Source organism: Mycobacterium sp. HM-7 (assembly GCF_053852335.1).
In genome coordinates this window covers 5515363-5528890 of the sequence record NZ_CM132657.1, presented here as the reverse complement: position 1 = coordinate 5528890, position 13528 = coordinate 5515363, and the positions used below count along the sequence as shown (strand labels likewise).

Here is a 13528-nt window from a genome sequence, read left to right as displayed (position 1 = left end):
GGCTTACGCCTTGACGATGTCCCCGGTGATCTGATCGGCGATCGCCCGCAGCGCCTCGAGGTCGGACACCTCGAACGGCAGTGACGGCACGCCCACCAGCGCCACGTGCGGGTTGGCCCCGGTGAACCGTGACAGCAGCCGCACCTCACGCTTGGAGATGACGGTGCGGTTCGCATGGATCCGCAGCGTCGCCGCGGCCAGCGCATCGGTGTCCTGGCCCGACTGCTCCAACTTGGCCGCGGCCTCGTCGGCCGCATCGGCGGTCAGGTCGCACAACATCGGGTGGGTGCGGTTGAGGATCAGGCCGGCCAGCGGCATCTGTTCCTGCGACAACCGGTCGACGAAGAACGACGCCTCGCGCAGCGCGTCGGGCTCAGCGGCCGAGACCACGACGAACCGAGTACCGGGGCGCTTGAGCAGTTCGTAGGTGCGGTCGGCCTTCTCCCGGAAACCGCCGAACGTCGAGTCCAGCGACTGCACGAAACTGGCCGCGTCGGAGAGCATCTGCGAACCCAGCACGGTGGACAGCGCCTTCATCGCCAGACCCATGGCCCCGGTGACCAGCCGGCCGATGCCGCGACCCGGTCCCAGCAGCAGCTTCCACAGGCGGCTGTCCATGAAGTTGCCCAGGCGCTTCGGGGCGTCCAGGAAGTCCAGAGCGTTGCGCGACGGCGGGGTGTCGACGACGACCAGATCCCACTTGTCCTCGGCCAGCAGCTGGCCGAGTTTCTCCATCGCCATGTACTCCTGCGTGCCCGACAGCGACGTCGCGACGGTTTGGTAGAACTGGTTCTCCAAGATCGAGTCTGCGCGGTCTTCGCCCGAGTACTGCACCACCATCTCGTCGAAGGTGCGGCGCATGTCGAGCATCATCGCGAACAGCTGGCCGGGCACCTCAGGCGCCAGCGGCACGCGCTGCGGGGTGTTGCCGAGATCTTTGATGCCGAGGGCCTGCGCCAGGCGCTTGGCCGGGTCGATGGTCAGCACCACGACGGTGCGGCCGTACTCGGCGGCCCGCAGCGCCATCGCGGCGGCCGTGGTGGTCTTGCCGACCCCGCCCGCGCCGCAGCACACCACGACGCGGTTCGCCTTGTCCGACAGGATCGCGTGCATGTCCAGCTTCAACAGTTCATGGCCTGGCTTGCCGCTCATTTGGTGCCAACCCCTTGCTGCTCGAGTGCTTCGGCGAGTTCGTACAGGCTGCCCAGGTCGACCCCATCGGGGAGGGCGGGCAGTTCGAGGCGAGGCACTTCGAGGGCGTCGAGCGCCTCGGCGCTCTCGGCGCGCGCCATCATGCGCGTCGCGTGCTGGATGGTCTCGGTGAGCAGTCCGGCGAAGTCGGTGTCGGACAACGTGATTCCGGCGTCGGTCAGTCCGGCGCGCACCGCGTCGGCGTCGACGACGCCCTCGGCGGCCTTTGCCAGATCATCCTGCGACAGGTATGCCGGGATGTTGCGATTGACGATGACACTGCCGATCGGCAGTTCCAGCTCCCGCAGTTCCTCGATGGCCTCCAGGGTCTCCTGCACCGGCAGCGCCTCCAGCAGCGTGACCAGGTGGATGGCGGTGAGCTCCGAGTGCAGCAGTTTCACGACGCCGTCGGCCTGGGAATGCACCGGGCCGCCCTTGGCCAGATCCGAGACGGCCTTGGTGACGTCGAGGAAGCGGGAGATGCGGCCCGTCGGCGGGGCGTCGACCACGACGGCGTCATAGGGCCGCTGGCCCTTGAGCTCCTTGGCGCTCTTGCCGTTGCGGACCACGACCTCTTTGATCTTGCCGGTGAGCAGGACGTCACGGAGGCCGGGAGCGATCGTGGTGGCGAACTCGACGGCGCCGATGCGCTTCATGGCGCGGCCGGCGATGCCGAGGTTGTAGAACATGTCCAGGTATTCCAGGAACGCGGCCTCGGTGTCGATGGCCAGCGCGTTGACCAGCCCGCCGCCCTCCGCGGTGGCGATCTTCTGCTCCCCGTACGGCAGCGGCGGCACGTCGAAGAGCTGGGCGATGCCCTGGCGTCCCTCGACCTCGACCAGCAACACGCTGCGGCCGCGGGCGGCCAGCGCCAGTGCCAGCGCCGCGGCGACCGTCGTTTTGCCGGTACCGCCCTTGCCGGTGACGAAATGGAGGCGCGCCTGGTCCAGGCGTGCGGGCCAACCGGTGTGGGTTTGGCCCGTCGATTCGGAGGTCACCCCAGCATGTTAACCATGCGGTACCCCGCTGCCGATAAGCTCGGCGGCATGAGCGAACCGACCCGGTGGGAGTACGCCACCGTCCCGTTGCTGATCCACGCCACCAAGCAGATCCTGGACCAGTGGGGCCAGGACGGGTGGGAGCTGGTTTCGGTACTGGCCAACCCGAGCGGTGAGCAGCACGTCGCGTACCTGAAGCGGCCGAAGTGAGCGTTTCGGAGCGGCTCGCCGAACTGGGCATCGAATTGCCGGAAGTCGTTGCGCCCCTTGCTGCTTACGTCCCCGCGGTTCGCACCGGAAACCTCGTCTACACCTCAGGACAGCTGCCCATGCAGGGCGGCAAGCTGCCGGCCGAGGGCAAGGTCGGCGCTGACGTCAGTGCCGATGACGGCAAGGCACTGGCCCGGATCTGCGGCCTCAACGCGCTGGCCGCAGTGCACGCGCTGGTCGGCATCGACTCGGTGGTGCGAATCGTCAAGGTCGTCGGCTTCGTCGCCTCGGCGCCCGGTTTCAACGGGCAGCCCGCGGTGATCAACGGGACGTCCGAATTGCTTGGCGAGGTGTTCGGCCCGGCCGGCGCGCACGCCCGCTCGGCGGTCGGCGTCTCCGAGTTGCCGTTGAATGCTCCCGTCGAGGTGGAGTTGATCGTCGAGGTCGCATGACCCATCCCGCGTACGGCGTGCTGCGGCCGGTGACCCAATCGGCCTCGGTCCTGCTGTGCGACAACCCCGGGATCATGACGCTCGACGGCACCAACACCTGGGTGCTGCGCGGGCCCGGTAGCGACGAGATGGTCATCGTCGACCCGGGGCCGGACGACGATGCGCACCTCGAACGGATTGCGGCGCTGGGCAAGATCCCGCTGGTGCTGATCAGTCACAAGCACGACGACCACACGGGCGGCATCGACAAGCTGGTCGGCATGACCGGGGCGGTCGTGCGGTCGGTCGGCAGCGGGTTTCTGCGAGGCCTGGGCGGGCCGCTCACCGACGGCGAGGTGATCGACGCCGCGGGCCTGCGGATCAAGGTCATGGCGACGCCGGGGCATACCGCTGATTCCCTGTCGTTCGTCGTCGACGACGTCAAGGGCGAGCGCAGCGACGGGAAGAGTTCAGTGCTGACCGCCGACACGGTGTTGGGCCGCGGCACCACCGTCATCGACAACGAGGACGGCAGTCTGCGCGACTACCTGGAATCGCTACGGCGGCTGCAGGGTCTCGGGCCGCGGACCGTTCTCCCTGGGCACGGTCCCGACCTGGCCGACCTGGCCGAGGTGACGACCATGTACCTCGCCCACCGCGAGGAGCGGCTGGATCAGGTGCGTAGCGCGTTGAAGGTGCTCGGGGACGAGGCCTCGGCGCGGCAGGTCGTCGAACACGTCTACACCGACGTTGACCAGAAACTGTGGGACGCCGCCGAGAAATCGGTGCAGGCGCAGCTGGATTACCTGCGGACTGCTTAGACACGAACGGGGCACCTCCGGCAAGCGGGAGGTGCCCCAGTTCGCGTGACGTACTACCTCGCGCGGCGCGCCAGCCGCTCCGAGTCGGAGATCAGCACACTCTTGCCCTCGAGCCGGATCCAGCCGCGGTGCGCGAAGTCGGCGAGTGCCTTGTTCACGGTTTCGCGGGAGGCGCCGACCAGCTGGGCGATCTCTTCCTGGGTCAGGTCGTGGGTGACGCGCAGGGCGCCGCCCTCCTGCGTGCCGAAGCGCTGGGCCAGCTGCAGCAGCTGCTTGGCCACGCGCCCGGGCACGTCGGTGAAGATCAGGTCGGCCAGGTTGTTGTTGGTGCGGCGCAACCGGCGGGCGAGCACGCGCAGCAGCTGCTCGGCGATCTCCGGGCGGTCCGCGATCCATGCGCGCAGCGCTTCACGGTCCATCGAGACCGCGCGCACCTCGGTGATGGTGATGGCGCTCGACGTCCGGGGACCCGGGTCGAAGATCGACAGCTCACCGAACATGTCCGACGGGCCCATGATCGTCAGCAGGTTCTCACGGCCGTCCGGTGACCGGCGGCCGATCTTCACCTTGCCGGAGATGATGATGTAAAGGCGGTCGCCGGGCTCGCCCTCGGCGAACACCGTGTGTCCGCGGGGGAAGTCGACCGGCTGCAGCTGTTTGGTCAGTGCGGATACCGCGGTGGGCTCGACACCCTGGAAGATTCCGGCCCTCGCCAGGATCTCGTCCACGTTGCTCCCTAAGGCTGGTGAGTGATAAAAAACGCGCGCAAGCTAGCCAGTGAACTGGTTAACAAAGTCAGTCTAGTGGTAAGCCGTTTCGCAACCAGCCACGCTACACACGATTTGCCTGGCGAGTCTCGCGAAATTGCGGATTGCCCGCATAGTGGGCGTACGCACGGCTGGGTAATTCGGGTTCACCGAAGGCTCCGAGCGGGTTGTCCCGCGTCGGCGACGGGGCCGACAGCGCGCGGGGTTCTTCGAATCGGGGCGCCGATCGGTGCGGCAATGTGTCCGCGGCTGCCGCCTGTTGCGACCACGCCGTCTTCACCTTGTCGACGAAGGCTTTGACGTCGGCCGCGGTGTACGTCTCCTTGGACGTATCGAGCATGGCTTCGAGGCGGCTCAACCCGAAGGTTGCCAGCATCAGCAACCCGGGAATGCACACTACGAGCAACCAGGACACACGCAGAAGTAAACACGCCGAATGTCTCAGGGTGATCACGAAACGACGCCGGTCAAAGTATCCTTACCGACTTCTCTCAGTACGCTTACCGGCGTGCCTGCGCGACGATCCACCGCAAAATACGACCGCGAAACCCACCTGGGTCTGGTGCGTCGCGCCCGGCGAATGAATCGTGAACTGGCGCAAGCGTTCCCGCATGTCTACTGCGAGCTGGATTTCACCAATCCGCTCGAGCTGGCGGTGGCCACGATCCTGTCGGCGCAGTGCACGGATAAGAGGGTGAACCTCACCACGCCGGCGCTGTTCGCCAAATACCCGACCGCGCTGGACTACGCGCAGGCCCACCGGACCGAACTCGAGGAGCTGATCCGGCCCACCGGCTTCTACCGCAACAAGGCCACCTCGATCATCGGGCTGGGGCAGGAACTGGTGGCCCGCTTCGACGGCGAGGTGCCCGACACCCTGGAGGAACTGGTCACCCTGCCCGGAGTCGGGCGCAAGACCGCGAACGTCATCCTGGGCAACGCCTTCGACGTCCCGGGCATCACGGTGGACACCCACTTCGGCCGGCTCGTGCGACGCTGGCGCTGGACCGCCGAGGAAGACCCGGTCAAGGTGGAACACGCGGTCGGTGAGCTGATCCCGCGCAAGGAGTGGACCCTGCTGTCGCACCGCGTGATCTTCCACGGGCGCCGGGTCTGCCACGCCCGCACGCCGGCCTGCGGCGTGTGCGTGCTGGCCCGGGACTGCCCGTCCTACGGCACCGGACCCACGGACCTGGCGACCGCCGCGGCGCTGGTCAAGGGGCCGGAAACCGAACACCTGCTGGCCCTGGCCGGGATCACCGAGTGAGTCGGTCTGCCCGCTGGACCGTGGTGGTGCTGGCAGTCTTCGTGGTACTGGGCGTCGCGCTGTGGCGACAACTCGGTGACGACCGGACCGCGTCCGGGCCGGCGGGCCGGCAGACTGTCGCCCGGGCACATCGCGATGCCGACACCCCGGCGGCCCTGGCCGGGCCCCGGGCCAAGGCGGCCCTGCCGCCCTGTCCCACGCCGCAGGGCCAGCCGGGCCCGCAAGCCCTGCAGGGCATCACGGTCGACTGCGCGGGCGACGGCGTGCCCGTCGACGTCGCGAAGGCCGTCGCCGGCCGAGCCGTCGTGCTGAACCTGTGGGCCTACTGGTGCGGCCCCTGCGCGGACGAACTGCCCGCGCTGGCCGAGTACCAGCGCCGCATGGGTACCAAGGTGACGGTGCTGACGGTCCACCAGGACGAGAACGAGACCGCCGGGCTGCTGCGCCTGGCCGACCTGGGCGTCAAGCTGCCGATGCTGCAGGACGGCCGGCGGCTGATCGCGGCGGCGCTGCGTGTGCCGAACGTCATGCCTGCGACCGTCCTGCTGCGCCCGGACGGTAGCGTGGCGCAGGTCCTGCCCCGGCCGTTCACCAGTGTCGATGAGGTCGTCGCGGCGGTGAACCCACAGTTAGGAGTGTCGGGGTGAACGTGCTGAACCCGCAGGCCGCCCCGGCCTGGCTGCGCCCACTGGTCGACAACGCGCCGGACCTGCCGCAGGCCTACCGCCGCCGGGTGCCGGCCAGCGTGCTGGCGGCCATCACCGCCGCCGGTGCGACCGCGACGTTGACCGGAACCAAGCGCGACGCCGCCGTCCTGGTGTTGTTCTCCGGGGCGCCCGACGCTCCGGCCGGTGCGCTGCCGCCCGACGCCGACCTGCTGGTCACCGTCCGCGCGTCGACACTGCGGCACCACGCCGGCCAGGCGGCGTTTCCGGGAGGCGCGTCCGATCCGGAGGACGACGGTCCCATCGGGACCGCGCTGCGAGAGGCGACCGAGGAAACCGGCCTCGACGTCTCCCGACTGCACGTCCTGGCGACCTTGGACCGAATGTTCATCCCGCCCTCGGGTTTTCACGTGGTCCCGGTACTCGCGTACTCGCCCGATCCCGGCCCGGTCCTCGCGGTCGACCCGGCGGAGACGGCGATCGCCGCGCGGGTTCCGGTGCGCGCCTTCGTCAATCCGGAGAACCGGCTGATGGTGTATCGCAAGGAGAACACCCGGCGGTTCGCCGGCCCGGCATTTCTGCTCAACCAGATGCTGGTGTGGGGCTTCACGGCGCAGGTGATCTCCGCGATGCTCGACGTCGCAGGGTGGGCCGAGCCATGGAACGCCGACGTCATCGAGGAACTGGACGCGGCAATGGCGCTGCTGGGCGGGTCCAGCAGCTACCGTGTGGATCAACCATGACACCTTCACAATGGCTGGATCTGGCCGTTCTGTCCGTCGCCTTCGTCGCTGCCGTCTCCGGCTGGCGGTCGGGGGCGTTGGGCTCGCTGCTGTCTTTTCTCGGTGTCGTACTCGGCGCGGTTGCCGGTGTGCTGCTCGCGCCGCACGTGGTGGCCCATGTCGACGGCGCCCGCAGCAAGCTGTTCATCGCCCTGTTTCTGATCCTGGGCCTGGTCGTGGTCGGCGAGATCGCCGGTGTGGTGCTGGGCCGCGCCGTCCGCGGCGCCATGCGCAACGAGGTGGTGCGCGGGTTCGACTCGGTCGTCGGCATGGCGCTGCAACTGGTCGCGGTCCTGGTCGCCGCCTGGCTGCTGGCCACTCCGTTGACGTCGTCCGACCAGCCGAACCTGGCTGCGGCGGTGAACGGCTCGCGGGTGCTCTCCGAGGTCAACGACCTCGCGCCGGCCTGGCTGAAGCGGGTGCCCACGCGGCTGTCGGCGCTGCTCAACACCTCGGGCCTGCCGTCGGTGCTGCAGCCGTTCGGCCGGACCCCGATCGTCAGCGTCTCGGCGCCTGACCCCACGCTCGTGGCCGACCCGGCGGTGGCCGCGGCCAAGGGCAGCGTCGTCAAGATCCGCGGCGTCGCGCAGAGCTGCCAGAAGGTGCTCGAGGGCACCGGCTTCGTGGTGGCGCCCGGCCGGGTGATGTCCAACGCGCACGTGGTGGCCGGCTCCAACAGCGTCACCGTCCAGGTCGACGACAAGAGCTACGACGCCAAGGTCGTCTCCTACGACCCCGAGGCCGACATCTCGATTCTCGACGCACCGGACCTGCCCGCGGCACCGCTGAAGTTCGATATGCAGGAGGCCCAGACCGGCACCGGCGCAGTGGTCATGGGTTACCCGGGTGGCGGTGAGTTCGCCGCGACCCCGGCCCGCATCCGCGAGGTCATCAAGCTCAACGGCCCGGACATCTACCACTCCACGACCGTCACACGTGAGGTCTACACGATCAGAGGCAATGTCCGCCAAGGTAATTCGGGCGGGCCATTGATCGACGGCAGCGGCAAGGTCCTCGGTGTCGTGTTCGGCGCCGCGGTCGACGACGCCGACACCGGCTTCGTCCTCACCGCCGACGAGGTGGCCAAGCAGATGGCCAAGGTCGACAATCAGGACGCGGTGCCGACCGGAAAGTGCATCTCAGCCGGATAGCTGGTGCAGGAACGTCGACAGTTCCGAGGTGACGGTCGACGGCTGCTCCTCGTGCGCGAAATGGCCTGCGCCGGTGACGGATACGAAACGCGTCTGCGGGGCGTAGCGCTGGGTCCGGCGAACCGGGTCGTCGAGCACGTAGGGATCGGCCGTGCCGTGCAGGTGCAGGATCGGCACGGTGGTGCGCTGCTTCATCGCCCGCATGAAGCGCCGGCCTTCGCCGCGGACCTGACTGCGTGCCGCCCACCGCTGGTATTCGAGCGCCGAGTGCGCCGCCGACGGGATCTGGATCGCCGTGCGCAGGTGCGCCACCGACTGGGCGAAATCCGCCGAAGCCGGCCAGGCGGTGCCGGCACGGCTACGGACCAGCTGCTCGACGGCGGCACCGCCCCGCCGGGTCAGGACACGTTCGGGCCACCACGGCACCTGATTGCGCAGCATCGCCGGCAACAGGGCGGCCCGCTGGTCCCGATCGGTCAGCGTCGAGGCCCGCAGGGCCACCGGGTGCGGTGAGCTGACCAGCGCGATACCCCGCACCGCCCGCGGATGCAGCATGGCGGTGGCCCAGCAGACCAGGCCGCCGTCGGCGTGCCCCACCAGCACGGCGGAGTGGTGTCCCAGAGCGCGCACGAGACCGGCGGTGTCACCGGCCAGCGTCCAGCCGTCGTAGCCGGTCGGTGGTTTGTCGCTGCCGCCGTAGCCGCGCAGATCGACCGCGACCACGCGGGCGCCGCGCAGGTCGCGCAGCTGGTGCCGCCACGAATACCAGAACGAGGCGAACCCGTGCAGCAGGATCACCAGCGGGCGCTCGGCGTTGGAGGAGCCGTCCGCGTTCCGATCGTCGGGCTCCGAGCCCTCGCTCTCCACGACGTGGAAGCGAATCCCGTTCGCGTGCACCTGAAGGTGTCGCCACGGACCGTCGATCCGGACGACCGACGGATCAGGTGGCGGCACTACCAGCCTGAGGTGTCGCTAGACGCAGAGCGGGCGGTGATCTGACTCGAGGGCTTGTCGTGCCCAGGCGTCAGCGCCACCTTGGCCTCCTTGACCGTGGCGATGGTGTCCCGCGGGCCGCGAATCTTGCGGACCTTGAGGAAGCCCAGGAACGCCAGCGCGCCGGTCGTCAGCACCATCAACGAGAAGACGATCAGGTACGACGCCCAGCTCGGCAGCCACAGCTCCAGCAGCGAACCGAGGAAGAAGAAGAAGAAGAATGTGGAGTAGAACAGCACGACCAGGGCGGCGATGAACAGGACGCTGCCGGTCAGGCCCTTCTTCACGTCCGCGGTGATCTCGGCGCGCGCCAGCTCGACCTCGGCGCGCACCAGCGTCGACATCTGCGAGGTGGCTTCCTTGACCAGGTCGCCGATCGACGGATCAGCCTTGGGCGCATGCGGATCCACCAGCGGGATCGAGGTCACCGTGGCTGGAACTGGGCCATTCTTGCGATCGCCATTGCTCACGAACACGTCCTCCCGGCGTCGGTGTAGTCCTGGCATATGTTGCCACGTGGGACGCCGCTTAACGATCCGGCCCAGCGATACACTGCCCCGATGCGTTCGGCACCCCTGATTGCTTCGATGTCTGGCCTGGCCATTGCTCTGCTCGGCACGTCGGTCGGGGTGCCGGCACACGCGGACGCACCGGTGCCGCTGGGCGGCGGTTCGGGCATCGTCGTGGACGGCGACACCTTCTGCACCCTGACGACGATCGGGCATGACAACCGCGGCAAGCTGGTCGGCTTCACGTCGGCGCACTGCGGTGGTCCCGGCCACGAGGTGTCGGCCGAAGGCGCCGAGAACCGCGGCCCCCTGGGCGTCATGGTGGCCGGCAGCCAGCCCCTGGACTACGCCGTCATCGAATTCGATCCGGCCAAGGTGCAGCCCCTGAACAATGTCAACGGTTTCCAGATCGACGGCATCGGTCCGGATCCGGCTTTCGGTCAGGTGGCGTGCAAGCTGGGCCGCACCACCGGCTACACCTGTGGTGTCACCTGGGGCCCGGGACAGGACCCGGGGACCATCGTGGACCAGGTGTGTGGGCAGCCGGGCGACTCGGGTGCGCCGGTGACCGTGAACAACAAGCTGGTCGGCATGATCCACGGGGCATTCAGTGATGATCTGCCGACGTGCGTCGTCAAGTACGTGCCACTGCACACCCCGGCCGTGACGGTGTCGATCAACGCGGTGATCGCCGATCTCGATGCCAAGAGCCGGCCCGGCGCGGGGTACGTGCCGATCGCCTGAGCGCGCGAAAGAGCCCCCAACGTGATGTTGGGGGCTCTTCGCGTTCCGGGCCTACTTGCTGGCGCGGATGGCTTCGAACACGCTGGGGTCGACGAGGGTTGAGGTGTCGCCGAGGTCGCGGCCTTCGGCGACGTCGCGCAGCAGGCGGCGCATGATCTTGCCGCTGCGGGTCTTGGGCAGCTCGGGGACGACGTGGATCTCGCGTGGTTTGGCGATGGGTGAGATTTCCCGGGCCACCTGTGCGCGCAGTTCCTCGATCATGTTCTCCGGTCCGCCGTGGGCGGATTCTTTGAGGATGACGAACGCGCAGATTGCCTGGCCGGTGGTCGCGTCGGTGGCACCGACGACGGCGGCCTCGGCGACGCCGGAGTGCCCGACGAGGGCGGATTCGACCTCGGCGGTGGAGATGCGGTGGCCGGAGATGTTCATGACGTCATCGATGCGGCCCAGGACCCAGATGTTGCCGTCGGCGTCGTAGCGGGCGCCGTCACCGGCGAAGTACCAGCCCTGCTCAGCGAAGCGGGACCAGTAGGTGTCCTTGAAACGTTCGTCGTCGCCCCAGATGCCGCGCAGCATCGACGGCCAGGGCTTGTCGAGGACCAGGTAGCCGGTGACGTGTTCGGCTTCGTCGGCGCCGGGGACCAGTTCGTTGCCGTCGTCGTCGACGATCTTGGCGCTGATGCCGGGCAGCGGGGTCATGGCCGAGCCGGGTTTGGCGGCGGTGACACCGGGCAGCGGGGAGATCATGATGGCGCCGGTCTCGGTCTGCCACCAGGTGTCGACGATGGGGGTCTGGCCGGCGCCGATGTGCTCGCGGTACCAGCGCCAGGCTTCGGGGTTGATGGGCTCGCCCACCGAGCCCAGCACCCGCAGGCTCGACAGGTTGTGCGCCGCGGGGATCTGGTGGCCCAGCTTCATGAAGGTGCGGATCAGCGTCGGGGCCGTGTAATAGATGGTGACGCCGTACTTTTCGATGATGTCGAAGTGCCGGTGCTCGTTCGGTGAGGTGGGCGTGCCTTCGTAGACCACCTGCGTGACGCCGTTGGACAGCGGCCCGTAGACGATGTAAGTGTGCCCGGTGACCCAGCCGATGTCGGCGGTGCACCAGTACACGTCGTCGGCTTTGATGTCGAAGACGTTGTGGTGGCTGTAGGAGGCCTGGGTCAGGTATCCGCCGCTGGTGTGCACGATGCCCTTGGGCTTGCCGGTGGTGCCGGAGGTGTAGAGCAGGAACAGCGGCTGCTCGGCGTCGAACGCTTCGGGGGTGTGTTCGGTGGACTGAGAGTCGACGGCCTCGTGCCACCACACGTCGCGACCCTCGGTCCAGTCGACGTCGATGCCGGTGCGCTTGACCACCAGAACGTGCTCGACGGACGGCTGGTTCGCGACGGCCTCATCGACGGCGGACTTGAGCGAGGCGGCGACGCCGCGGCGGTACTGGCCGTCGGTGGTGATGACGAGTTTGGCTTGGGCGTCTTCGACACGGGCGGCCAGCGCGGTCGCCGAGAAGCCGGCGAACACGACCGAGTGCATGGCGCCGAGCCGGGCGCAGGCCAGCATCGCGACGATGGCCTCGGGGACCATCGGCATGTAGATGGCGACGCGGTCGCCGGCCTGCAGGCCCAGGGCGGTCAGGGCGTTGGCGGCCTTGCTGACCTCATCCTTGAGCTGGGCGTAGGTGATGTCGCGGGCGTCACCGACCGGCTCGCCTTCCCAGTGGATCGCGACGCGGTCGCCGTTGCCGGCTTCGACGTGGCGGTCGACGCAGTTGTAGGCCACGTTGAGCTTTCCGTCGCCGTACCACTTGGCGAACGGCGCGTTCGACCAGTCCAGGACCTCGGTGAACGGGGTCGCCCAAGACAACCGCTCGCCCTGTCGGCGCCAGAAATCCAGGCGGTCGGCGTCGGCCTCTTGATACAGCGCGGCAGTGGCATTGGCCTGCGCGGCGAACTCGGCAGGCGGCGGATAAGCCTGTGGCACAGCGGTGTCTTGTGTCATGGCTGTGAGCGTAGTCACTGGCACGTTGCAATGACGTTGGTGGTGGCCCGCCACCGGGACGTTGGTGGTGGCCACCTGGTGGCACTACCCTGTGCGGACGTGGCTGCACCTGACCCGTTGGCTCCTTTGGCAGAACTGCCCGGCGTGGCCGCGGCCGGAGACGAGGCGCGTGAAGCGCTCGGTCGGGCCCACCGACACAAGGTGAACCTGCGCGGTTGGCCCGCCACCGCGGCCGAGGCCTCGATGCGGGCCGCCCGCGCGTCATCCGTACTCGACGACGGATCACTGAGTTTCAGTAAAGACGGCGAGACCCCGGCCAAAGGCGAGCGTGCCGACGCGGTGCTCGCCGGCGCGCTGCGGGTGGCCGAGGCCCTCGAAGGCGGCGCGACCGCGTTGGTCGGGGTGTGGCAGCGGGCGCCGTTGCAGGCGATCGCGCGTCTGCACTCACTGGCGGCCGCGGATCTGACGGACGCGGACCAGCTCGGCCGGCCCCGCACCGACGACCCGGACGTGGGCCGGCGGCTGGAGTTGCTCGGCGAGATCGTGGGTGGCGGGAGCCGGGTGCCGGCGACGGTGCTCGCTGCCGTCGCTCATGGCGAACTCCTGAGCCTGGCTCCGTTCGGAGTGGCCGACGGTGTGGTGGCGCGCGCCGTGTCCCGGCTGATCACGATGTCCAGTGGACTCGACCCGCATGGGCTCGGCGTGCCCGAGATGTACTGGATGCGCGAGGTCGGCGAATACCGTGCCACGGCACGGGGCTTCGCGTCGGGGACGGCTGACGGCCTGACGGCCTGGCTGATCTCAAGCAGTCGCGCTCTGCATTCGGGGGCGCGCGAGGCGCTGTCGATCGCACAGGCGTCTGGCAAGTAGCGGTCGATCCCTGACCTTCTTCAGCAAACACGCAAACATAAAAGCGGGCGGCGCTCCGTCGTCAGAGGGCATCTGACTCGGCTCGCCGCCCGCTAGCACGGAACCCCGGTTACCAAGCGTGCTTGTCGGGT

At 68.6% G+C, this 13528-nt stretch carries 16 protein-coding genes; 9 read left to right on the top strand and 7 right to left on the bottom strand.

The window, feature by feature from the left end; genetic code table 11:
- Positions 1 to 3: 3 nt before the first annotated feature.
- Complete coding sequence (locus tag ACWW1C_RS26750; protein ID WP_455981067.1) at positions 4 to 1152, bottom strand: ArsA family ATPase; 1149 nt, start codon at positions 1150 to 1152, stop codon at positions 4 to 6.
- Entirely contained in the window at positions 1149 to 2189 is a 1041-nt protein-coding gene (locus tag ACWW1C_RS26745; protein ID WP_455981066.1) for an ArsA-related P-loop ATPase, read from the bottom strand. Before ACWW1C_RS26745 ends, ACWW1C_RS26750 begins: the two co-directional genes overlap by 4 nt.
- Positions 2190 to 2237: 48 nt before the next feature.
- On the opposite strand from ACWW1C_RS26745, the gene ACWW1C_RS26740 reads away from it, so the two are divergent.
- The 3 genes from ACWW1C_RS26740 to ACWW1C_RS26730 are packed head-to-tail and all read left to right on the top strand — an operon-like array spanning position 2238 to position 3651.
- Positions 2238 to 2399 carry a DUF4177 domain-containing protein gene (locus ACWW1C_RS26740; RefSeq protein ID WP_090562576.1) on the top strand — a complete coding sequence of 54 codons (162 nt, stop codon included), beginning with the start codon at positions 2238 to 2240 and terminating at the stop codon, positions 2397 to 2399.
- A complete protein-coding gene (locus ACWW1C_RS26735) occupies positions 2396 to 2851 on the top strand; it encodes a RidA family protein (RefSeq protein WP_455981065.1) in 456 nt (151 codons plus the stop codon). The genes ACWW1C_RS26740 and ACWW1C_RS26735 overlap by 4 nt, the downstream gene beginning before the upstream one ends.
- Positions 2848 to 3651, top strand: a complete 804-nt coding sequence (locus ACWW1C_RS26730) for an MBL fold metallo-hydrolase (protein WP_455981064.1) — start codon at positions 2848 to 2850, stop codon at positions 3649 to 3651. Before ACWW1C_RS26735 ends, ACWW1C_RS26730 begins: the two co-directional genes overlap by 4 nt.
- Positions 3652 to 3704: 53 nt before the next feature.
- Here ACWW1C_RS26730 and crp read toward each other — a convergent pair whose 3' ends face one another.
- Both crp and ACWW1C_RS26720 read right to left on the bottom strand, forming a co-directional pair.
- Entirely contained in the window at positions 3705 to 4379 is a 675-nt protein-coding gene (crp, locus tag ACWW1C_RS26725) for a cAMP-activated global transcriptional regulator CRP (RefSeq protein WP_020100982.1), read from the bottom strand.
- Positions 4380 to 4482: 103 nt separating this feature from the next.
- Positions 4483 to 4794: a hypothetical protein gene (locus tag ACWW1C_RS26720; RefSeq protein WP_455981063.1), complete on the bottom strand. Its 312-nt coding sequence runs from the start codon at positions 4792 to 4794 to the stop codon at positions 4483 to 4485.
- Positions 4795 to 4998: 204 nt separating this feature from the next.
- On the opposite strand from ACWW1C_RS26720, the gene nth reads away from it, so the two are divergent.
- Genes nth through marP form a run of 4 tightly spaced genes read left to right on the top strand, consistent with a single transcriptional unit; the run spans position 4999 to position 8283 of the window.
- Positions 4999 to 5685, top strand: coding sequence for an endonuclease III (gene nth / locus ACWW1C_RS26715; RefSeq protein ID WP_455984453.1), 687 nt, complete (start codon positions 4999 to 5001; stop codon positions 5683 to 5685).
- Entirely contained in the window at positions 5682 to 6332 is a 651-nt protein-coding gene (locus ACWW1C_RS26710; protein WP_455981062.1) for a TlpA family protein disulfide reductase, read from the top strand. Before nth ends, ACWW1C_RS26710 begins: the two co-directional genes overlap by 4 nt.
- Complete coding sequence (locus ACWW1C_RS26705) at positions 6329 to 7093, top strand: NUDIX hydrolase (protein ID WP_455981061.1); 765 nt, start codon at positions 6329 to 6331, stop codon at positions 7091 to 7093. The genes ACWW1C_RS26710 and ACWW1C_RS26705 overlap by 4 nt, the downstream gene beginning before the upstream one ends.
- Positions 7090 to 8283 carry an acid resistance serine protease MarP gene (marP, locus tag ACWW1C_RS26700; RefSeq protein ID WP_455981060.1) on the top strand — a complete coding sequence of 398 codons (1194 nt, stop codon included), beginning with the start codon at positions 7090 to 7092 and terminating at the stop codon, positions 8281 to 8283. Before ACWW1C_RS26705 ends, marP begins: the two co-directional genes overlap by 4 nt.
- Here the strand turns inward: marP and ACWW1C_RS26695 are convergent.
- Positions 8272 to 9237 (bottom strand): alpha/beta fold hydrolase, encoded by a 966-nt coding sequence (locus ACWW1C_RS26695; protein WP_455981059.1) that lies wholly within the window; start codon positions 9235 to 9237, stop codon positions 8272 to 8274. The two genes, marP and ACWW1C_RS26695, sit on opposite strands and share 12 nt — an antisense overlap.
- Positions 9237 to 9746: a phage holin family protein gene (locus ACWW1C_RS26690; RefSeq protein ID WP_455981058.1), complete on the bottom strand. Its 510-nt coding sequence runs from the start codon at positions 9744 to 9746 to the stop codon at positions 9237 to 9239. The genes ACWW1C_RS26695 and ACWW1C_RS26690 overlap by 1 nt, the downstream gene beginning before the upstream one ends.
- 117 nt (positions 9747 to 9863) lie before the next feature.
- Here ACWW1C_RS26690 and ACWW1C_RS26685 point away from each other — a divergent pair, with 117 nt between their 5' ends.
- Complete coding sequence (locus ACWW1C_RS26685) at positions 9864 to 10529, top strand: S1 family peptidase (protein WP_455984452.1); 666 nt, start codon at positions 9864 to 9866, stop codon at positions 10527 to 10529.
- Positions 10530 to 10580: 51 nt separating this feature from the next.
- Here ACWW1C_RS26685 and acs read toward each other — a convergent pair whose 3' ends face one another.
- Positions 10581 to 12527 carry an acetate--CoA ligase gene (acs, locus tag ACWW1C_RS26680; RefSeq protein ID WP_455981057.1) on the bottom strand — a complete coding sequence of 649 codons (1947 nt, stop codon included), beginning with the start codon at positions 12525 to 12527 and terminating at the stop codon, positions 10581 to 10583.
- Between the two features lie 99 nt (positions 12528 to 12626).
- Between acs and ACWW1C_RS26675 the strand changes: the two genes are divergently transcribed.
- Positions 12627 to 13397, top strand: coding sequence for an oxidoreductase (locus ACWW1C_RS26675; protein ID WP_455981056.1), 771 nt, complete (start codon positions 12627 to 12629; stop codon positions 13395 to 13397).
- Positions 13398 to 13528: the final 131 nt, after the last annotated feature.

Excerpts from the sequence above, each read along its gene's own strand:
- ACWW1C_RS26720 (WP_455981063.1), bottom strand. The coding sequence starts at position 4,794 with ATGCTGGCAACCTTCGGGTTGAGCCGCCTCGAAGCCATGCTCGATACG.
- marP (WP_455981060.1), top strand. The coding sequence starts at position 7,090 with ATGACACCTTCACAATGGCTGGATCTGGCCGTTCTGTCCGTCGCCTTC.
- ACWW1C_RS26685 (WP_455984452.1), top strand. The coding sequence starts at position 9,864 with ATGTCTGGCCTGGCCATTGCTCTGCTCGGCACGTCGGTCGGGGTGCCG.
- ACWW1C_RS26730 (WP_455981064.1), top strand. The coding sequence starts at position 2,848 with ATGACCCATCCCGCGTACGGCGTGCTGCGGCCGGTGACCCAATCGGCC.
- nth (WP_455984453.1), top strand. The coding sequence starts at position 4,999 with ATGAATCGTGAACTGGCGCAAGCGTTCCCGCATGTCTACTGCGAGCTG.
- ACWW1C_RS26750 (WP_455981067.1), bottom strand. The coding sequence starts at position 1,152 with ATGAGCGGCAAGCCAGGCCATGAACTGTTGAAGCTGGACATGCACGCG.
- ACWW1C_RS26740 (WP_090562576.1), top strand. The coding sequence starts at position 2,238 with ATGAGCGAACCGACCCGGTGGGAGTACGCCACCGTCCCGTTGCTGATC.
- acs (WP_455981057.1), bottom strand. The coding sequence starts at position 12,527 with ATGACACAAGACACCGCTGTGCCACAGGCTTATCCGCCGCCTGCCGAG.